Here is a 16,486-nt window from a genome sequence, read left to right on the forward strand (position 1 = left end):
CCCTCCGGGCGTCTGCCCGCGATCTCGGACCACCGTAGCGCCGCGACACGATGCATGGCCTGAGGGCGGGCTGATCGCGCGCTGTCCGAGCGCTGTCCGCACCGGCAGGCGCCGGAGGCCGCCGACCGCCAGGATGGACGCATGCCCCACCTCCTCCGAGCCCGCGCCGCCCTCTTCGACATGGACGGGACGCTCGTCGACTCGACGGCCGTCGTGGAGACCATCTGGGGCGCCTTCGCCGAGCGCTTCGCTCTCGACCACGACGCGGTGCTCGGCGCCGTTCACGGTGTCCGCGCCGCCGACAGCGTCCGCCGCTTCGCTCCGGCCGGCAGCGACGTCGACGCGATCGTCGCGGAGCTCGACGCGTACGAGCTCGAGCACACCGAGGGCACCGTCGAGATCCCCGGCGCGACGGCGTTCCTCGCCTCACTCCCCCGCGAGCGCGTCGCCCTGGTCACGTCCGCGAGCCCGGCGCTGGCGGCCGCACGTCTGGCTGCGGCGGGCGTCCCCTCCCCCGACACCGTCGTCACCGCGCACGACGTCGCGAACGGCAAGCCCGCTCCCGACGGCTACCTCGCCGCCGCGGCCCTGCTCGGCGTCTCCCCCGAGGAAGCGCTGGTGTTCGAGGACGCCGAGGCCGGCATCCGGGCGGGTCTGGACGCGGGCATGCGCGTGATCGTCGTCGGGAGCCACGAGAGTGCGAGCACCCGGGGGCTGCCCCGGATCGCGCACTACTCCGACGCGCGCGCCGCGCTCGAGGGCGACGAGCTCGTCGTCACCCTCGGCGGGCCTCAGTAGCGGATCGCGTCGATCACCTTCACCCGCACGGCGACGATCGCCGGCACCAGGCCCGCGAGCGCGCCGACGAGGGTCGCCGCCCCGAGCCCGAGCAGCGCCGCCTCGGCCGGGAAAGGCGGGATGTCGGCGATCCCGTTGTCCTGCACGAAGGCCACCGTCCACGGGTTGGTGACGAGGATGACCGCGACCGTCACGCCGACCACTCCCGCGACGACGGTCGCCACGACGCTCTCCATCATGATCGAGAAGAAGATGCGGCCGGAGGAGGCGCCGAAGCTGCGCCGGATGCCGATCTCGCGGATCCGCTGCCGGACGGTGACCAGGGCGATGTTGAGCAGTCCGAGCGCGCCGAGCGCCAGCACCAGGCCCGCCACGCCGCCGATCACCCAGGTCAGCACGCCGAAGGGGTCGGAGTCGTAGACCAGGTAGTCCTGCCGGTCGACCGACACCTCGAAGTCGGATCCCAGGGCGCCGGCCACGTCGCGCTCCACCGCCGCGGCGAGGGGCTCGGCCAGGTCGAGCGGCACCCACATCTCGTAGTTCGGCACGCCCTGCCCGCCGTACTGCGGGTCGGCGTCGCGGGCGACCGCCGGGTAGGCGTCCGCGAGCATCATCATCGACGGATCCGTCTCGAACTGCGAGGAGGGAGTCACGCCGACCACCACGCCCGTGACGTCGCGCTCGGAGCCGAGCAGGGTGACCACCGGGTGGGTGCGCAGATCCGGGCTCCCGATCCGCTCCCAGAAGCGCTCGTTGACGACGAGGGCGGGAGCGAGGCGCTGGGAGTCGCGGGCGGTGAACCAGGAGCCGTCCACGATCTTCAGCCGGTGCATCTCGGCGAAGGGCTGGTCGACCGCCTGCACCGCGACGTCGACGGCGCCGTCGGCGAACTGGACGCGCGCGCTGCCGTAGGTCGAGCGGCTCGCGTAGGTGATGGAGTAGCGCTCGAGCGCACCGGTCCACGCGGCCTGGAGTGCGTCGGCATCCACCTCGGAGGTGCCGGTACCGGAGGGGTAGGCGGAGAGGAAGAGGCTCGCCGGGCGCCCGCTGGAGCGCTCGGCCTGCTCGATGCTGGCCTGGCGGGCGATGCCACCGGCGGCGACGACCGCGGTCAGGGCGGCGACGGCCACCGCGACTCCGATCAGCGAGAGCAGCACGCGGCCGCGGTGGATCCGCAGCTCGGTCCACGCCTCGACGATCGCGCCGGCGATCCCGACGAGCGCGCGCATCAGAGGACCACCCCCTCGGCGACGGGGCCCGCATCCGCGGTCGAGCCCAGGCGGCCGTGGTCGAGCCGGTAGTGGCGCTCGGCCCGCGCCGCGATGGCCGGGTCGTGGGTGATGGTGACCAGCGCGGAGCCGGACTCGCGGGCGATCTCGTCGAGCAGGCCCATCACGCTCTCGCCGGTGTCGGTGTCGAGGGCGCCCGTCGGCTCGTCGGCGAGGATCAGCCGCGGTCGGCGCACCAGGGCGCGGGCGATCGCGATCCGCTGCTGCTCGCCGCCGGACATGCGCCCGGGCATCGAGTCCACGCGGTGCCCGAGGCCGACCCGCTCCAGCATCTCGGCCGCGAGGTCGCGGCGGCGCCAGAACTCCGATCCGGTCGCGTAGAGCAGCGGCGTCATCACGTTCTCGCGGGCGGTCCGCCCCTCCAGCAGGTTGAACTGCTGGAAGATGAAGCCGATGCTGCCGCCGCGGATGCGCGCGCGGGCCCGCGAGGACAGGGTCTCGGTGGGAGCGCCCTCGAGCAGCATCCGCCCCTCGGTGGGCTCGTCGATGAGTCCGAGGATGTTGAGCAGCGTCGACTTGCCGGAACCGCTGCGGCCCACGACCGAGACGTGGTCGCCCTCGCCCACCTCGAGATCGACTCCGTCGAGGATCGTCAGCGGCGGCGCGTCGGGCAGCGGGACGACCTTGCGGATCCCCTCGAGCCGGAGGATCGTCACGAGCAGAAGACCGAGCCGTCGGGCTGCGCGATGCAGTCGCCGCCCAGCTGGACGTCGGGAGCAGCCTCCTCCGCGCCCGGCACGAACTGCAGGAGCTCGGCGCCCTCCTCCACTCCGCCGGTGATCTCGACGGAGCTGCCGTCGGTGAGTCCCAGCGTCACCGGGACCTCCTCGGTGCTGCCGTCGTCCGCCCGGCGGAACACGACGCCGGACTGGGCGGTGCCCTCGACCGCGGTGGTCGGCACGACGAGGACGTCCTCCGCCTTGCCTCCCGCGAGCGTCACCGAGGCGGCGAGCCCGGGGAACACGGTGACCTCCGTCGGCACCTGGCAGGTGAAGCTCGTGCCGGAGCCGCCGGTGGAGGTTCCACCGCCGCCGTCCGTCGCTCCGCCGGTCGTGCCGCCCTCGCCGGCTCCGGCGAGAGGGGTGCTGATGGTGAGGTCGGTGCAGGTGAAGCCGGCGGGCCCGCCGGTGATCGCGACCTGCGCCTCCGTCGGCCGGTTCTGGATGCGGTAGAGCTGCTGCGCGTCGATCGTGCCGGTGACGGCGTAGCTCGGCGGCGCGACCTGTCCGGTCACCTCGCCGACCGTGACGGCCTGGTCGTGGATGACGCCGAGCGCGCTGAGGGTGCCGCCGGTCGCGGCGTAGACCCGCTCGAAGCGCACGGAGGGCTCCTGCTGGGTGAGGGTGACGGCGCCGTCCGGGCCGGTCGTCTCGACCGGGTCGCGCGGAGTCTCGACGCGGATGTCGTAGATGAGATCGCCCGACGCGACGGCCGCGCCCTGCTGCACGTAGACGTCGTCGACCGTTCCGGCCGCCGTCGCCTTCAGCGGCACGGCGGGGTCGGCGGCGACGGTGCCCTGGAGGGTGAGGTCGTTGGTGACCGTGCCGCGGGCGACCGTGACGGTCGGCTCGGTGATCTCACCGGTCGGCTGCGTCGGATCGGCCTCGGCCGCGCCGTCCGGGAAGAACGCGATCTTCACCAGGGCGATGCTCGCCGCTCCGATGATGACCATCCACACGATCGGGAACACCCAACGCCGAACCGCACCCATCAAGTCCCCCGACTCCGCTTCCAGAGCGCTCCGCCGTGGGGCGCCGGAGGCAGCCTATCCGGCGACGAGGTGGCGTCCCGGACCGTGGCGCGCCCGTCAGCCGACGAGCGCCGCGACGATCGAGGCGACGCGGCGCGCCCTCGTCTCGGCGGCCTTCGCGCCCTCGACCGACGTGACGTGGGCCTTCCGCGCGCTCGGCGAGAGCGCGGCGAAGCGCTCCGCAGCGCCCGCCGAGGCCAGCGCGGACGCCAGGTCCTCCGGCACGACGACCTCGCGCGGCGCGGTGTCGAGCTCGATCACGACGTCGATCGCGTCACCGCCGGCGAGCTGCGTCTCGCGGCGCTTGTCGGCCGAGAACGGGATGAGCGCGCGTCCGCCCATCGCTCCGACCGTGCTGGTGAAGCGGTAGCCGTTCACCGTCACCGCGACGGCGGGACGCTTGCCGCCGCCGAGTGCCTCGAGGACCTCGGGCGGCACCTCGATGCCGGTGTTGTTGCCGATCTGGAAGAGCGTCGTGGTGAACTGCACGAGGCGATGATGGCACGGACTCCCGCGTGTCGCGCGGCCGATCGCTGTACTGACGAGGAGGGCCGTCGACTCGATCCTCGTCGACCTCCCGTTCACGGATCCGGAGCGCTCGAGGGCGTTCTCCCCGGCGCTCGGCCGGACCCTGGATCTCCTTTTCAGCCCTGAATCCGCTGTTCAGCGACGACGCCGCCTGCTCCGTCGCCTCCGAGCACGTGTCCGCGATGCTCCTCCCGCACCCCTCCTTCTCGACCTCCAGATCGAAGGAGATCATCGACGCGCGCTCCCGGGTGCAGGGCCTCTTCGCGGTGAGCGTCGGCAGCAGGGAGGAGGTCGGCGAGGTGCTCGGGAACGGGCCGGCCTCCGGCGGCGCCGAGCCGGTCGCGGTGCAGGACCTCGGCTCCATGCGGGCGCGGCCTCAAGGACCCTGACGGGCACGTCCGGGAGTCCCTGTACATGAATTCGGCCGCGGCCGAGGCCGGTCCGCCCCGGGAGCGAGGGGTCGGTGCGCTCAGCAGGAGCGGGTGTCGGGGTCTCCGAGCGAGGAGCGCACGGCGTCGACCGTCATCCTGCCCTCGGGGTCGAGCCGGGCGAGCATGCGCGACATGATGTCGGCCAGCTGCGGGATCTGCTCGGCGTCGAGCGGATCGATGACGTCGGCCAGCACGGTCGCGACGTGACCGGGCGCCGTGTCGACGATCTTCTGGAGGCCGGCGTCGGTGAGCACCGCGTTCGTGGCGCGGCCGTCGGAGGCGCAGGGGCGGCGCTCGAGGTAGCCGCGGGCGACGAGGCGGGTCACCACGTGCGAGAGGCGGGGCAGGGTCGCGTTGGTGCGGGCGGCGAGCGTGGTCATCCGGAGGGCGCGGTCGGGCGCCTCGGACAGCATCGCCAGCGTCAGGTACTCGAAGTGCGTGAGTCCCGCGTCGCGCTGCAGCTGCGTGTCGAGGGCCCCCGGCAGCAGTTCCACGACCGCGATGAAGCGCAGCCAGGCGTCGAGCTGATCGGGCGTCAGCCAGCGTGTCTCGGGCGCACTCATCCCCCCACCCTACCCACTACTTGCCGCGACAAGTAAGTCCCCCCGCGCCTCGTCGAGCCGCGTCCCGGGGCTCCGTCGGGAGGCCGACCCGCGCCAGCCTGATCTCACCATCCCCGCGAGCACCGCCCCCGAGGCGAACCAGCGATCCGCGTACCAGCGGATCGCTGCAGCCGAACGCACCCCGCCCTGCAGAACGCGCCCCGTCACGAAGCCGACCGCGCCACACACGATCCACACCATCCCCGCGAGCACCGTCCCCGAGGCGAACCAGCGATCCGCGTGCGAGCGGATCGCTGTAGCCGAACGCCCCCCGCTCCTCAGAACGCACCCCGTCGAGAAGCCGACCGCGCCACACTCGATCCACACCATCCCCGCAAGCACTGCCCCCGAGGCGAACCAGCGATCCGCGTACCAGCGGATCGCTGCAGCCGAACGCACACCGCCCTGCAGAACCCACCCCGTCGCGAAGCCGACCGCGCCACACTCGATCCACACCATCCCCGCGAGCACCGCCCCCGAGGCGAACCAGCGATCCGCGTACCAGCGGATCGCTGTAGCCGAACGCCCCCCGCTCCACAGAACGCACCCCGTCGCGAAGCCGACCGCGCCACGCCCGTCAGGGACGGGCGTGGAATCCAACTCACAGCACGTCGTCGCTCAGATCGATCGGGTTGCCGAAGCGGTGGTTCGTGATCGAGATCGCCTGCTCGCGGAGGAAGGGCAGCAGTTCGACGCGGCCGGCGGGGGTGACCGGGTCGGCGTAGACGGCGGTGTCGAGGGCGCCGCCGAGGGCTTCGGCGAGGGCGGTCGCGAGGGGGACGCGGGATCCGTCGGCGCGGGTGAGCGGGACCGGCTTGCCCGTGCTGCCGCGGGTCATGCCGGCGACGACGTCGGTGAAGGAGCCGGTCGAGTCGGACGATCGGCGGACGACGGCCTGCTGTCCGTGCGTCGGGCTGCCGGGGGCCTGCGGGCCCGCATAGCCGTCGACGCGGTCGGAGACGATGTCGCCGATGATGCGGATGCGCGGCGCCGTGATGCGGCCGGCCGCGGCGCGCTCGAGCCACTGGGCGTCGGTCTCGACGACGATGCGCGGGACGAGGCCCGCCATCTCGGCGAGCTCGTCGCCGCCGAGCATCTCCTTTACCCGCGGCGGGAGCGGGAGGGACGTGGAGATGTTCATCCGGGAGCGGGTCAGCAGGCCGGCGGCGATGACGCGGAGGAGCTCTCCGAGGTCGCCGCCGTCGGCCAGGCGCAGCGCGATCGGCACGCGGAGGTAGCGGAACAGGTTGCGCTCGACGCCGACCTTCGAGATGTCGGTGACGACTCCGAACTCGGTCGCCCAGGCGAGCTGGTCGGAGAGTGCGGAGCGGCGGAGCAGGTCGAACTGCTCGAACCGGAGCGAGGACTGGGCCGCCTCGATGAACTGGCGCGCGCGGTCGTCGAGGCCGCGCAGGTGCAGCGTCGAGGAGGAGCGCGCGGGCGAGGGCTTCCAGGAGCCGAGGCCGATGAGGTGGTTGGGTCCGCCCGCCTTCGCGCCGCCGCCGACGGACGAGCGCTTCCAGCCGCCGAAGGGCTGGCGCCGGACGATGGCTCCGGTGATGCCCCGGTTGACGTAGAGGTTGCCCGCCTCGACCGAGTCGATCCAGAGGGCGAGCTCGTCGGCGTGCAGGGAGTGGAGCCCGGCCGTGAGCCCGTACTCGGTGCCGTTCTGCATCCGGACGGCGTCCTCGAGGGTCGCCGCGTGCATGATCCCGAGCACCGGGCCGAAGAACTCGGTGAGGTGGACGTAGCTGTCCTCGGTGACGCCCTCGCGGATCCCGGGCGACCAGAGCGTGCCGCTCTCGTCGAGGCGCTGCGGCTCGACGAGCCACGACTCGCCTCCGCCCAGCGTGGTGAGCGCGTGCAGGAGCTTGCCGGTGGGCTCCTCGATGAGCGGCCCCATCACCGCCGACGGGTCGTCGGGCCGGCCGACGCGGAGCGACGTGACGGCGTCGACCAGCTGGGCGCGGAAGCGCTTGGAGCGGGCGACCGAGCCGACCAGGATCACCAGGGAGGCGGCGGAGCACTTCTGGCCCGCGTGCCCGAAGGCGCTGCGGACGATGTCGGCGACGGCGAGGTCGTAGTCGGCGTGGGGAGTGACGATGATCGCGTTCTTGCCGCTGGTCTCGGCCTGCAGCGCGAGGCCGGGCCGCCAGGAGCGGAAGAGGCGGGCGGTCTCGTAGGAGCCGGTGAGCAGCACGCGGTCCACGAGGGGGTCGGTGATCAGCGCCCGTCCCAGCTCCTCCTCGTCGAGGTCGACCAGGGCGAGGAGCTCCTGCGGGACGCCCGCGTCCCAGAGCGCCTCGACGAGCACAGCCGCCGAGCGGCGGGCCTGGGGCGCCGGCTTCACCACGACTCCGGAGCCGGCGGCGAGCGCCGCGAGGATCGATCCGGCCGGGATGGCGACCGGGAAGTTCCACGGCGGAGCGACGACGGTGACCCGCGCGGGGACGAAGGTGGCCCCGGTGACGGCGTCGAGCTCGCGGGCGCGGGTGGCGTAGTAGTGGGCGAAGTCGATGGCCTCGGAGACCTCGGGGTCGGCCTCGGCGATCGTCTTGCCGGTCTCGGAGGCCATCACCTCGATCAGGCGGTCGCGGTTCGCGGCGAGGACGAGGCCGGCGCGGTCGAGCACGGCCGCTCGGTCGTAGCCCAGGCGCTCGCCCCAGCGCTCCGCGCGGCGGGACACCGCGCGCAGCACCTCCTGGAGCTCCGCCTCGGTGCTCACGCGCGCGGCGTCGGCCGTGCCCGCTCCGATGGTCGAGCCGGCGATGCGCTCGGTGATCAGGCGCGCCCAGCGGCGGTTGCCGGGGAGGGCGGGGTCGGTGTCGGGCTCGTTGTGGAAGCCCGCGGTCGCGGCGGCCGCACCGGAGCCGCGGCTGAGGCCGAGGACGGCCTGCGTCAGGCCCGCGGCGGCCGGGTCCTGCGCCCGCTCGCCGGCGCGGGCGTGCTCCTGCACGAGGCGGCGGCCGGAGCCGGAGGACCACTCCCGCAGGCGGTCCTGCGTGCGGTTCGGCGGCGGGACGGAGTCGTCGAGGGCCTCGAGCGAGGCGCGGAAGCGGCCGAGCTGCCGCTGCAGCACCTCCTCGTCGTCGAGGCGGAACGCGGCCGACAGGAAGTTCTCGGGGCTGCTGTTCTCCTCGAGCCGGCGGATGAGGTACGAGATGGCCACGTCGAACTCGTGCGGGTGCACGACGGGCGTGTAGAGGAGGAGTCGTCCCACGTCCTCGCGGACGGCGCGCGCCTGCCCGGTCGCCATCCCGAGCAGCATCTCGATCTCGACCGCGCCGGTCACCCCGCGCTCGGTCGCCGTGAGCCACGCCCAGGCGAGGTCGAAGAGGTTGTGCCCGGCGACGCCCACGCGCACCGCGTCGACGCGCTCCGGCCGCAGCGCCCGGTCGAGCAGGCGCTTGTAGTTCGTGTCGGCCTCCACCTTGCTGCCGACGGTCGCGAGCGGCCAGTCGTGCAGGGCCGCGTCGACCCGCTCCATCGCGAGGTTCGCGCCCTTCACGACGCGCACCTTGATCGGGGCTCCGCCGCGGGCCCGGCGCTCCTGCGCCCACTCGGTCAGCTCGTCGAGCACGCGGACGGAGTCGGGCAGGTAGGCCTGCAGGACGATGCCCGCCTCGAGGTCGAGCATGCCCGGCTGCTCGAGGAGGCGTCGGAACACGGCGACCGTCAGGTCGAGGTCGCGGTACTCCTCCATGTCGAGGTTGATGAAGGTGGGGTCGGCTCCGGACGCGGCGGCCTGGTAGAGCGGGGTGAGACGCTCCACGACGCGGTCGACCTCCTCCTCGAAGGCCCACATCGACAGCTGGCTGACGACGCTCGAGACCTTGACGCTGACGTAGTCGACGTCCGGCCGCTCGAGCAGGCGGAGGGTCCCCTCGAGGCGCCGGCGGGCCTCGCGCTCGCCGAGCACGGCCTCGCCGAGGAGGTTGAGGTTGAGCCGGTCGCCGCCCTCGCGCAGCGCGGCGACGGCCGCACCGAGACGCGCCTCCGAGGCGTCGACCGCGAGGTGCCCGACGAGGCGGCGGAGGACCCGGCGGGCCGCGGGCACGACCACCCAGGGCAGCACGGGGCCGACGGCGCCGCCGGTGCTGATCGCCGCGCGCAGGTAGGAGGGGAGGAAGGCGGGCGTCTTCGCGGTGAGCGCCGCGAGGTTCTCGGCCGCGACCGAGAGGTCCTCGGGCCGGGCGACGCCGTCGACGAACCCGACGGTGAAGTCGAGTCCGTTCGGGTCCTGGAGCACGCCCGCGAGCCGCTGGGCGGCGGGCTCGACCGGGAACTCGCCGCTGCGCGCGATCCAGCGGCGGACCAGGGACTCGACGCGCTCGATCATCGGGCGGTCGTCGACCTCGGGCTCGGCGGCGGCGGGCGCGGCGTGCTCCGACTCCGACGCGGCGTCGGGCCCATGCACGACCTCGTCCTCAGCGTCGCGCACGACCTCGTCCTCGTCCTGGATCTCGGACTCGCTCACGGCCTCGTCCTGAGCGTCGCGCACGACCTCGTCCTCGTCCTGAACACCGGACTCGCGCAGGTCCTCGTCCTCAGCGTCGGACTCCTGCTCGTCCTGAGGCTCAGCCACGTCCCCGCTCCCGGAGTCGCGGGCCTCACCGGCCTCGACCTCGTCGTCCGACTCCGTGCCGCCCTCCGGCGTCCGACCACCGACCGTCGCGTCGACGCCGCTCCGCACGGCCGCGTCGTCGGGCTCGCGCTCCGGGTCGCTGCCGGGCACACCTGGGGTCGTCGACTGCTGCATCCTCCGAGGCTAAGCCCGAGCCGCCGCCCGGACGCGGCGTGACGCGGTGGTCGCGCCGACTCGCCCGCGAGCCGCCCCTGTGGAGGAGCGGATCAGTGCCGGCGGTGGTCCTGGATGGTCATCCGCGGGCCGTGCCGCGGCTTCCTCGCTCCGCTGCAGCCGATCAGCCGGATGATCCGCTGCCGGTGCCCGCGCCACGGCTCGAGGAGCTCGAGCATGCCGTCGTCGTCGACCCCGAGCCGACCCGTGAGCGCGAAGCCGACGGCCGCGGCCAGGTGGTAGTCGCCCACGCTGACCGCGTCCGGATCGCCGTGGGCGCGCATCATCACCTCGGACGCCGTCCACGGCCCGATCCCCGGCACCGACTGCAGCCGGCGGGCGACCTCGTCGCCGCCCCGCCCGAGCGCGAGGGTCCGCTCGAGGCCGGAGGCGACGAGCGCGGCGGTGAGGACGGTCCGCGAGCGCCGCGGATCCACTCCCGCGCGGTGCCAGTCCCACGAGGGCACGCGCCGCCACTGCTGCGCGCTCGGAGCCACGTGCAGAGCGACCGGCCCCGGGGCGGGCTCCCCGTGGAGGCGCACCAGCACCCGGTAGGCGCGCCACGCCTCCGTGCTCGTGACCTTCTGCTCGAGGACCGACGGCGCGAGCATCTCGAACACCAGGTTCGCGCGCGTGAGGCGCAGGCCCGACGAGCGGCGGAGCACCTCGGCGAGCGGCGCGTGGGCCGACAGGTCGAGCCCGCTCCAGTCGTCGCCGTGGCCGAGGAGTTCGGGGACCGCGTCGATCAGCCACTCCGCTCCCCCGCCCCAGGCGCGCGCGTGGACCGCGCCGTCGGCCGCCTGCCGCAGATGCAGGGTGCCCGGGCCGAGCGGCGTGCGGAACGCCCGCCAGAAGCCGGACGCGTCGAGGAGCATGGTCGGGTCGCCCGAGCCCCGCAGCAGCGTGCGGAGGGTGAGCGCGAGGCTCACCGGCTCCGCCGGCGCGTAGACCGTCGCCCAGGCGGGCTCCGGAGCAGGGGCGGGGATCGACACGCAGTGATGGTAACCGGCGGCTCCGACACCGGATCGGACGCTCCTCCACAGAACCCCCATCCACGACGTGTTCGGAGCGACACGCCCGGCGGATTGGTTCAGACGGCGTGAACACATGCGCGGATCCGATCGCCCGTTTCCACTGGTCAGCAGGTCGATCCCGGGCGTAGCTTCGCGCTGTCGCGGCGGCGCTCCAGCCGCCCGGCACCCGCCTATCACTGGAGATGCGCACATGTTCGACACGACCTTCATCCGCAACGCGATCGTCAAGAGCTCTGAGACCGCTCTCGACCGTCGCCGCTTCTTCGAGGCCACCGGCGTCGCCGGCCTCGGCATCGGAGCCGCGGCCCTCGCCGCGCCCACCGCCTCCGCCGAGGAGGTCGCTGCCAGCGGCCCCAGCGACGCCTCGATCCTCAACTTCGCCCTCAACCTCGAGTACCTCGAGGCCGAGTTCTACCTCCGCGCCGTCTACGGCACCGGCCTCGGCGGCTCGGACGTGACCGGCAAGGGCACGCCCGGCGGCGTCATCGGCGGCCGCCCCGTCGACTTCAAGACCCCGTGGCTGAAGAGCTTCGCCACCGAGGTCGCGAACGACGAGAAGGCCCACGTGCAGTTCCTGCGGGCCGCGCTGGGCACCGCGAAGGTGGCCCGCCCGGCGATCAACCTGAAGGACAGCTTCAACTCCGCCGCCGTTGCGGCGGGGCTGATCAAGGCCGGTCAGTCGTTCGACCCGTTCGCGAGCGAGTCGAACTTCCTGCTCGGCGCCTTCGTCTTCGAGGACGTGGGAGTGACCGCCTACAAGGGCGCCGCCCCGCTCATCCAGTCGAAGACCTACCTCGACGCGGCCGCCGGCATCCTCGCGGTGGAGGCGTACCACGCGGGCGCGATCCGCTCGGCGATCTACGCCGCCGACCTGTCCGACTCGGCGAACAAGCTCTCCGACGCGCGCGACAGCCTCGACGGCAAGACCGACCTCGACCAGGGCGTCAAGGTCAACGGCCAGGCGAACATCGTCCCGACCGACGGCAGCTCCATCGCGTTCAGCCGCACCCCGGGCCAGGTCCTCAACATCGTGTACCTGAACCCCGCGGCCGGGACGCGCACCGGCGGATTCTTCCCCCGCGGCGTCAACGGCGAGCTCGTCACGACCTAGTCCCACCAGCACCGAGCACGACGACGGGCCCTTCCTCGAGGCGGCGAGGAGGGGCCCGTCGTCGTCCGCGTGCACATCCGTTCACCGGGTCCTCTAACCTGAGCGGGTGAAGATCGGGATCCTGACCTCCGGTGGCGACTGCCCCGGCCTCAACGCCGTCATCCGCGGTGCCGTCTACAAGGGCATCAAGGTCTACGACCAGGAGTTCGTGGGCTTCCGGAACGGCTGGCGCGGAGTGGTCGACGGCGACCTCCTGCCCCTGGGCCGCCCCGAGATCCAGGGCATCGCCAAGCAGGGCGGCACGATCATCGGCACCAGCCGGACGAACCCCTTCGAGGGCGAGAACGGCGGCCCCGAGAAGATCGCCGAGATGATGGACCGCAACGGCATCGACTCGATCATCGCGATCGGCGGCGAGGGCACCCTGGCGGCGGCCAAGCGCCTCACGGACGCGGGCCTCAAGATCGTCGGCGTCCCCAAGACCATCGACAACGACCTCGGCGCCACCGACTACACCTTCGGCTTCGACACCGCCGTCGGCATCGCGACCGACGCGATGGACCGCCTCCGCACCACCGGCGACTCGCACGGCCGCTGCATGGTCGCCGAGGTCATGGGCCGCCACGTCGGCTGGATCGCCCTGCACTCCGGCATGGCCGCGGGCGCCCACGTCATCCTCATCCCGGAGAAGCGCACCTCCCTAAACCAGATCGTCGAGTGGGTGCAGAGCGCGCAGGACCGCGGGCGCGCACCGCTCGTCGTGGTCGCCGAGGGCTTCTCGCTCGACACGATGGACGACGCCCACTCCGAGCGCGGCCTCGACGCCTTCGGCCGGCCCCGCCTCGGCGGCATCGGCGAGCTGCTGGCCCCGCTCATCGAGGAGCGCACCGGCATCGAGACCCGCGCCACGACGCTCGGCCACATCCAGCGCGGAGGCACGCCCACCGCGTTCGACCGCGTCCTCGCGACCCGCCTGGGCATGGCCGCCATCGACTCCGTCGTCGCCGAGCACTGGGGCCGCATGGTCGCCCTGCGCGGCACCGACATCTACCACGTGGACTTCGCCGAGGCGCTCGGCACCCTCAAGACGGTCCCGGACGCCCGCTACGAGGAGGCGCGCACCCTCTTCGGGTAGCGCGCGCTCCCCGCGGAGCGGGTCAGCCCTTCGCGCCGTCCGGCGTCGCCGTGGCGACGATCTGCGCCCGCGCGAGGGTGTGGAAGTGCGCGTTGAAGCCGAGGATCGCCGGCGTCGACTCCGGATCGAGGTCGAGCGACTCGACGTCGAGGGCGTGCACCACGAAGAAGTAGCGGTGCTCGCGGTCCGGCGGCGCCGCTCCGACGAACTGGCGCAGCCGCATCTCGTTGGGCAGCGTCTGCGCGCCCGCCGGGAGCAGCTCGAAGCCGGCGGCTCCGGCTCCCGTGGGGAGCTCCGTGGTGTCGGCCGGGAGGTTGTAGACGGCCCAGTGCCAGAAGCCGGAGCCGGTGGGCGCGTCGGGGTCGAACACCGTCACGGCGAAGCTCTTCGTCTCGGCGGGGGCTCCCGACCAGCGCAGGTGCGGCGAGACGTCCTCCCCGCCGGAGCCCTCGCCGTAGTGGCGGGCGGACAGGGGCGCACCGTCGGCGATGTCGTCGCTCTCGAGCGCGAAGGTCGGCACCTCGCCGAGGCGGGCGTAGGGGTCGTAGGTCCAGTCGGACATCCGGTTTCTCCGTTCGGGAAGGGCGGGCGGGGGCCCGCGCCCTCAGCCTAGGAACCCGGCGGTGCGCGCCGAAGGGCTTGCGGAGGGGGTCAGGACCCGAGATAGCGCCCGGGCCGGTGGTTGAACGCCAGGACCAGGTTGAGCACCACCACTCCCGCCGCCGAGATCAGCACGTTCAGCGGAGGCACCACCAGCAGCGCGGCCGCGACCACGCACGCGTCGAGCGCCATCATCACGTAGCCCGCCCGCCAGCCGAGCCGCTCCTGCGCGATCAGGGCGACGATGCTGAATCCGCCCAGGCTCGACCCGTGCCGGAAGAGGATCAGGAGGCCGATCCCCGCGAGCACGTCGCCCGTGAGGACGCCGTAGACGGGCTCGATCCGCAGCTCGCCGAACGCCAGCGGGTGCAGGCCCGCCAGGACCGAGACCAGCACGATCGAGAACATGGTCCGCAGCGTGAAGCGCCAGCCCTTCTTCCACAGCGAGAGGGCGAGGAACGGCACGTTGACCGTGACGAGGATCACGCCGAACGGGATGTCGAGCGGGTACCCCAGCAGCAGTGCGAGACCCGCGGTGCCGCCCGTGACCGCCTGGCTCGCGCGCAGCAGGTAGAGGCCGAGCGACACGACGAACGCACCGGTGACGAGACCGAAGACGTCCTCGAGGCGGGAGTGCGGCACGGGGGCGGAGGCGTCGGGCACCCGACGATGCTGCCACACGCCGCGCCCCGGTCCGGACGTCCTCGTAGGATGTGCCGGTGCTGCCGAAGATCCTGCTGTTCTACCGCTTCGTGCCGCTGGCCGACCCCGAGTCCGTGCGGCTGTGGCAGCGCGAGCTGTGCGAGTCGCTGGGCCTGCGCGGGCGCCTGCTGATCTCGGAGCACGGGGTGAACGGCACGCTGGGCGGCGGGATGGACGCCCTGAAGCGCTACGTCCGCCGCACCCGTGAGCACTCGGCCTTCCACGGGCTCGAGGTGAAGTGGAGCGACGGCTCCGGCCTCGACGACGACGGCCGCAGCCTCGACTTCCCCGGTCTCTCGGTGAAGGTGCGCGACGAGATCGTCTCGTTCGGAGCGCCCGACGAGCTGCGGGTCGACGCCGACGGGGTCGTCGGGACGGCGCCGCGGCTCGACCCGGACCAGCTGGACGCCCTGGTCGCCGAGCGCGACGACGTGGTGCTCTTCGACGGCCGCAACGCCTTCGAAGCCGAGATCGGCCGGTTCGAGGGGGCGATCGTGCCGGGGGTCTCCAGCACCCGCGAGTTCGTCGAGCAGCTCGACGCCGGCGTCTACGACCACCTCAAGGGCCGGCCCGTCGTCACGTACTGCACCGGCGGCATCCGCTGCGAGGTGCTGTCGAGCCTGATGACGGCGCGCGGCTTCGGCGAGGTGTACCAGCTCGACGGCGGCGTCGTCCGCTACGCCGAGGCGCGGCGCGACCGCGGGCTGTGGAAGGGGGCCCTGTACGTCTTCGACGGCCGCGGCTCCGTCTCCTTCTCCCCCGACGCCGAGGTGCTCGGCCGCTGCACCTCGTGCGCCGCGCCGACCAGCCGGATGCGCAACTGCACCGACCTCTCCTGCCGCGCCCAGCTCGTGGTCTGCGCCGACTGCGATGCGGCGGCCTGCGCCGCGCACGCGGGCCCTACGCTCGTGCCATGAGCATCGAAGCGCGCGGGCGCACCCTCGTCGACCTCCACACCGCCCCCGAGCTGCTGCAGGTGGTGAACGTCTGGGACGTGATCAGCGCGACCACGGTCGCCGCGCTCCCGGAGACCCGGGCGCTCGCGACCGCCAGCCACTCCATCGCGGCGGCGTTCGGCTACGAGGACGGCGAGCGGATCCCGCTGGAGCTGCACCTGGGCATGATCGAGCGCATCGTCGCCGCCGTCGAGGTCCCGGTCTCGGCCGACCTCGAGGCGGGCTACGGCGACGCCGGCGAGACGGTCCGCCGCGCGATCGGGATCGGCGTCGTGGGCGCGAACCTCGAGGACCAGGCGAAGCCGCTCCCGGAGGCGCTGCGAGCGGTCGAGAAGGCCGTCGCCGCGGCCGAGGAGGAGGCGGTGCCCTTCGCGCTCAACGCCCGCACGGATGTGCTCCTCCGCGCCGGCGACCGCGACCGCGGCGAGGTCCTGGCCGACGCGATCGAGCGCGGCCGCGCGTACCTCGACGCCGGCGCCACCTGCTTCTTCGTCCCCGGGCTGCTCCAGGACGCCGAGCTGGAGTCCCTCGTCGCCGCCCTCGGGCGGCAGCGGGTCAGCGTCATCGGCGTCCCCGGATCGCAGTCCCCCGCCCGCTTCGAGGAGCTCGGGCTGGCCCGCGTCTCCTACGGTCCGTGGACGCAGCGCGTCGCCCTGACGGCGCTCCAGGACGCGGCCTCCGCCCTCTACTCCGGCGGATCGCTCCCCGAGGGCACCCGGCCCCTGAACTGACCGCCCGGCCGGGGGCCCGCG

At 73.3% G+C, this 16,486-nt stretch carries 15 protein-coding genes; 6 read left to right on the top strand and 9 right to left on the bottom strand.

Features of this window, described 5'->3' with window-relative positions:
* Nucleotides 1-141 precede the first annotated feature (141 nt).
* Complete coding sequence (locus C5C56_RS04430; RefSeq protein WP_104233104.1) at nucleotides 142-798, top strand: HAD-IA family hydrolase; 657 nt, start codon at nucleotides 142-144, stop codon at nucleotides 796-798.
* Here C5C56_RS04430 and C5C56_RS04435 read toward each other — a convergent pair.
* The 4 genes from C5C56_RS04435 to C5C56_RS04450 all read right to left on the bottom strand — a co-directional run bounded on the left by C5C56_RS04435 (nucleotide 792) and on the right by C5C56_RS04450 (nucleotide 4,326).
* Nucleotides 792-2,027: an ABC transporter permease gene (locus C5C56_RS04435; RefSeq protein WP_104260405.1), complete on the bottom strand. Its 1,236-nt coding sequence runs from the start codon at nucleotides 2,025-2,027 to the stop codon at nucleotides 792-794. The genes C5C56_RS04430 and C5C56_RS04435 overlap by 7 nt on opposite strands.
* Entirely contained in the window at nucleotides 2,027-2,743 is a 717-nt protein-coding gene (locus tag C5C56_RS04440; RefSeq protein ID WP_104233102.1) for an ABC transporter ATP-binding protein, read from the bottom strand. The genes C5C56_RS04435 and C5C56_RS04440 overlap by 1 nt, the downstream gene beginning before the upstream one ends.
* A complete protein-coding gene (locus tag C5C56_RS04445) occupies nucleotides 2,740-3,759 on the bottom strand; it encodes an efflux RND transporter periplasmic adaptor subunit (protein WP_104222862.1) in 1,020 nt (339 codons plus the stop codon). The genes C5C56_RS04440 and C5C56_RS04445 overlap by 4 nt, the downstream gene beginning before the upstream one ends.
* 135 nt (nucleotides 3,760-3,894) lie before the next feature.
* The gene (locus C5C56_RS04450) at nucleotides 3,895-4,326 is read right to left on the bottom strand and encodes a YdeI/OmpD-associated family protein (protein WP_104262748.1); all 432 of its coding nucleotides are present in this window, start codon (nucleotides 4,324-4,326) and stop codon (nucleotides 3,895-3,897) included.
* A gap of 212 nt (nucleotides 4,327-4,538) precedes the next feature.
* On the opposite strand from C5C56_RS04450, the gene C5C56_RS04455 reads away from it, so the two are divergent.
* Complete coding sequence (locus tag C5C56_RS04455; RefSeq protein WP_104319165.1) at nucleotides 4,539-4,754, top strand: hypothetical protein; 216 nt, start codon at nucleotides 4,539-4,541, stop codon at nucleotides 4,752-4,754.
* Nucleotides 4,755-4,834: 80 nt separating this feature from the next.
* Here C5C56_RS04455 and C5C56_RS04460 read toward each other — a convergent pair whose 3' ends face one another.
* The 3 genes from C5C56_RS04460 to C5C56_RS04475 all read right to left on the bottom strand — a co-directional run bounded on the left by C5C56_RS04460 (nucleotide 4,835) and on the right by C5C56_RS04475 (nucleotide 11,188).
* Nucleotides 4,835-5,359 (bottom strand): MarR family winged helix-turn-helix transcriptional regulator, encoded by a 525-nt coding sequence (locus C5C56_RS04460; RefSeq protein WP_104233099.1) that lies wholly within the window; start codon nucleotides 5,357-5,359, stop codon nucleotides 4,835-4,837.
* A 640-nt stretch (nucleotides 5,360-5,999) separates the two neighbouring features.
* Nucleotides 6,000-9,737, bottom strand: coding sequence for a proline dehydrogenase family protein (locus C5C56_RS04470; RefSeq protein WP_104319190.1), 3,738 nt, complete (start codon nucleotides 9,735-9,737; stop codon nucleotides 6,000-6,002).
* Between the two features lie 512 nt (nucleotides 9,738-10,249).
* Nucleotides 10,250-11,188 carry a DNA-3-methyladenine glycosylase gene (locus tag C5C56_RS04475; RefSeq protein WP_258065575.1) on the bottom strand — a complete coding sequence of 313 codons (939 nt, stop codon included), beginning with the start codon at nucleotides 11,186-11,188 and terminating at the stop codon, nucleotides 10,250-10,252.
* A 232-nt stretch (nucleotides 11,189-11,420) separates the two neighbouring features.
* Between C5C56_RS04475 and C5C56_RS04480 the strand changes: the two genes are divergently transcribed.
* Together C5C56_RS04480 and C5C56_RS04485 are read left to right on the top strand one after the other, a co-directional pair.
* The gene (locus C5C56_RS04480) at nucleotides 11,421-12,341 is read left to right on the top strand and encodes a ferritin-like domain-containing protein (protein ID WP_104222865.1); all 921 of its coding nucleotides are present in this window, start codon (nucleotides 11,421-11,423) and stop codon (nucleotides 12,339-12,341) included.
* Nucleotides 12,342-12,447: 106 nt separating this feature from the next.
* Nucleotides 12,448-13,476 carry a 6-phosphofructokinase gene (locus C5C56_RS04485; protein WP_104226151.1) on the top strand — a complete coding sequence of 343 codons (1,029 nt, stop codon included), beginning with the start codon at nucleotides 12,448-12,450 and terminating at the stop codon, nucleotides 13,474-13,476.
* A 22-nt stretch (nucleotides 13,477-13,498) separates the two neighbouring features.
* On the opposite strand, the gene C5C56_RS04490 is transcribed toward C5C56_RS04485, so the two are convergent.
* Complete coding sequence (locus C5C56_RS04490; protein ID WP_104222867.1) at nucleotides 13,499-14,038, bottom strand: YbhB/YbcL family Raf kinase inhibitor-like protein; 540 nt, start codon at nucleotides 14,036-14,038, stop codon at nucleotides 13,499-13,501.
* A gap of 89 nt (nucleotides 14,039-14,127) precedes the next feature.
* Nucleotides 14,128-14,739, bottom strand: coding sequence for a YitT family protein (locus C5C56_RS04495; protein ID WP_244230588.1), 612 nt, complete (start codon nucleotides 14,737-14,739; stop codon nucleotides 14,128-14,130).
* A gap of 56 nt (nucleotides 14,740-14,795) precedes the next feature.
* Here C5C56_RS04495 and C5C56_RS04500 point away from each other — a divergent pair, with 56 nt between their 5' ends.
* Nucleotides 14,796-15,695, top strand: coding sequence for a rhodanese-related sulfurtransferase (locus C5C56_RS04500; RefSeq protein ID WP_104222869.1), 900 nt, complete (start codon nucleotides 14,796-14,798; stop codon nucleotides 15,693-15,695).
* Nucleotides 15,692-16,465 (top strand): isocitrate lyase/phosphoenolpyruvate mutase family protein, encoded by a 774-nt coding sequence (locus C5C56_RS04505; protein WP_104262749.1) that lies wholly within the window; start codon nucleotides 15,692-15,694, stop codon nucleotides 16,463-16,465. Before C5C56_RS04500 ends, C5C56_RS04505 begins: the two co-directional genes overlap by 4 nt.
* Nucleotides 16,466-16,486: the final 21 nt, after the last annotated feature.

This window comes from Rathayibacter sp. AY1D1 (assembly GCF_002932635.1).
Lineage (GTDB): Bacteria > Actinomycetota > Actinomycetes > Actinomycetales > Microbacteriaceae > Rathayibacter.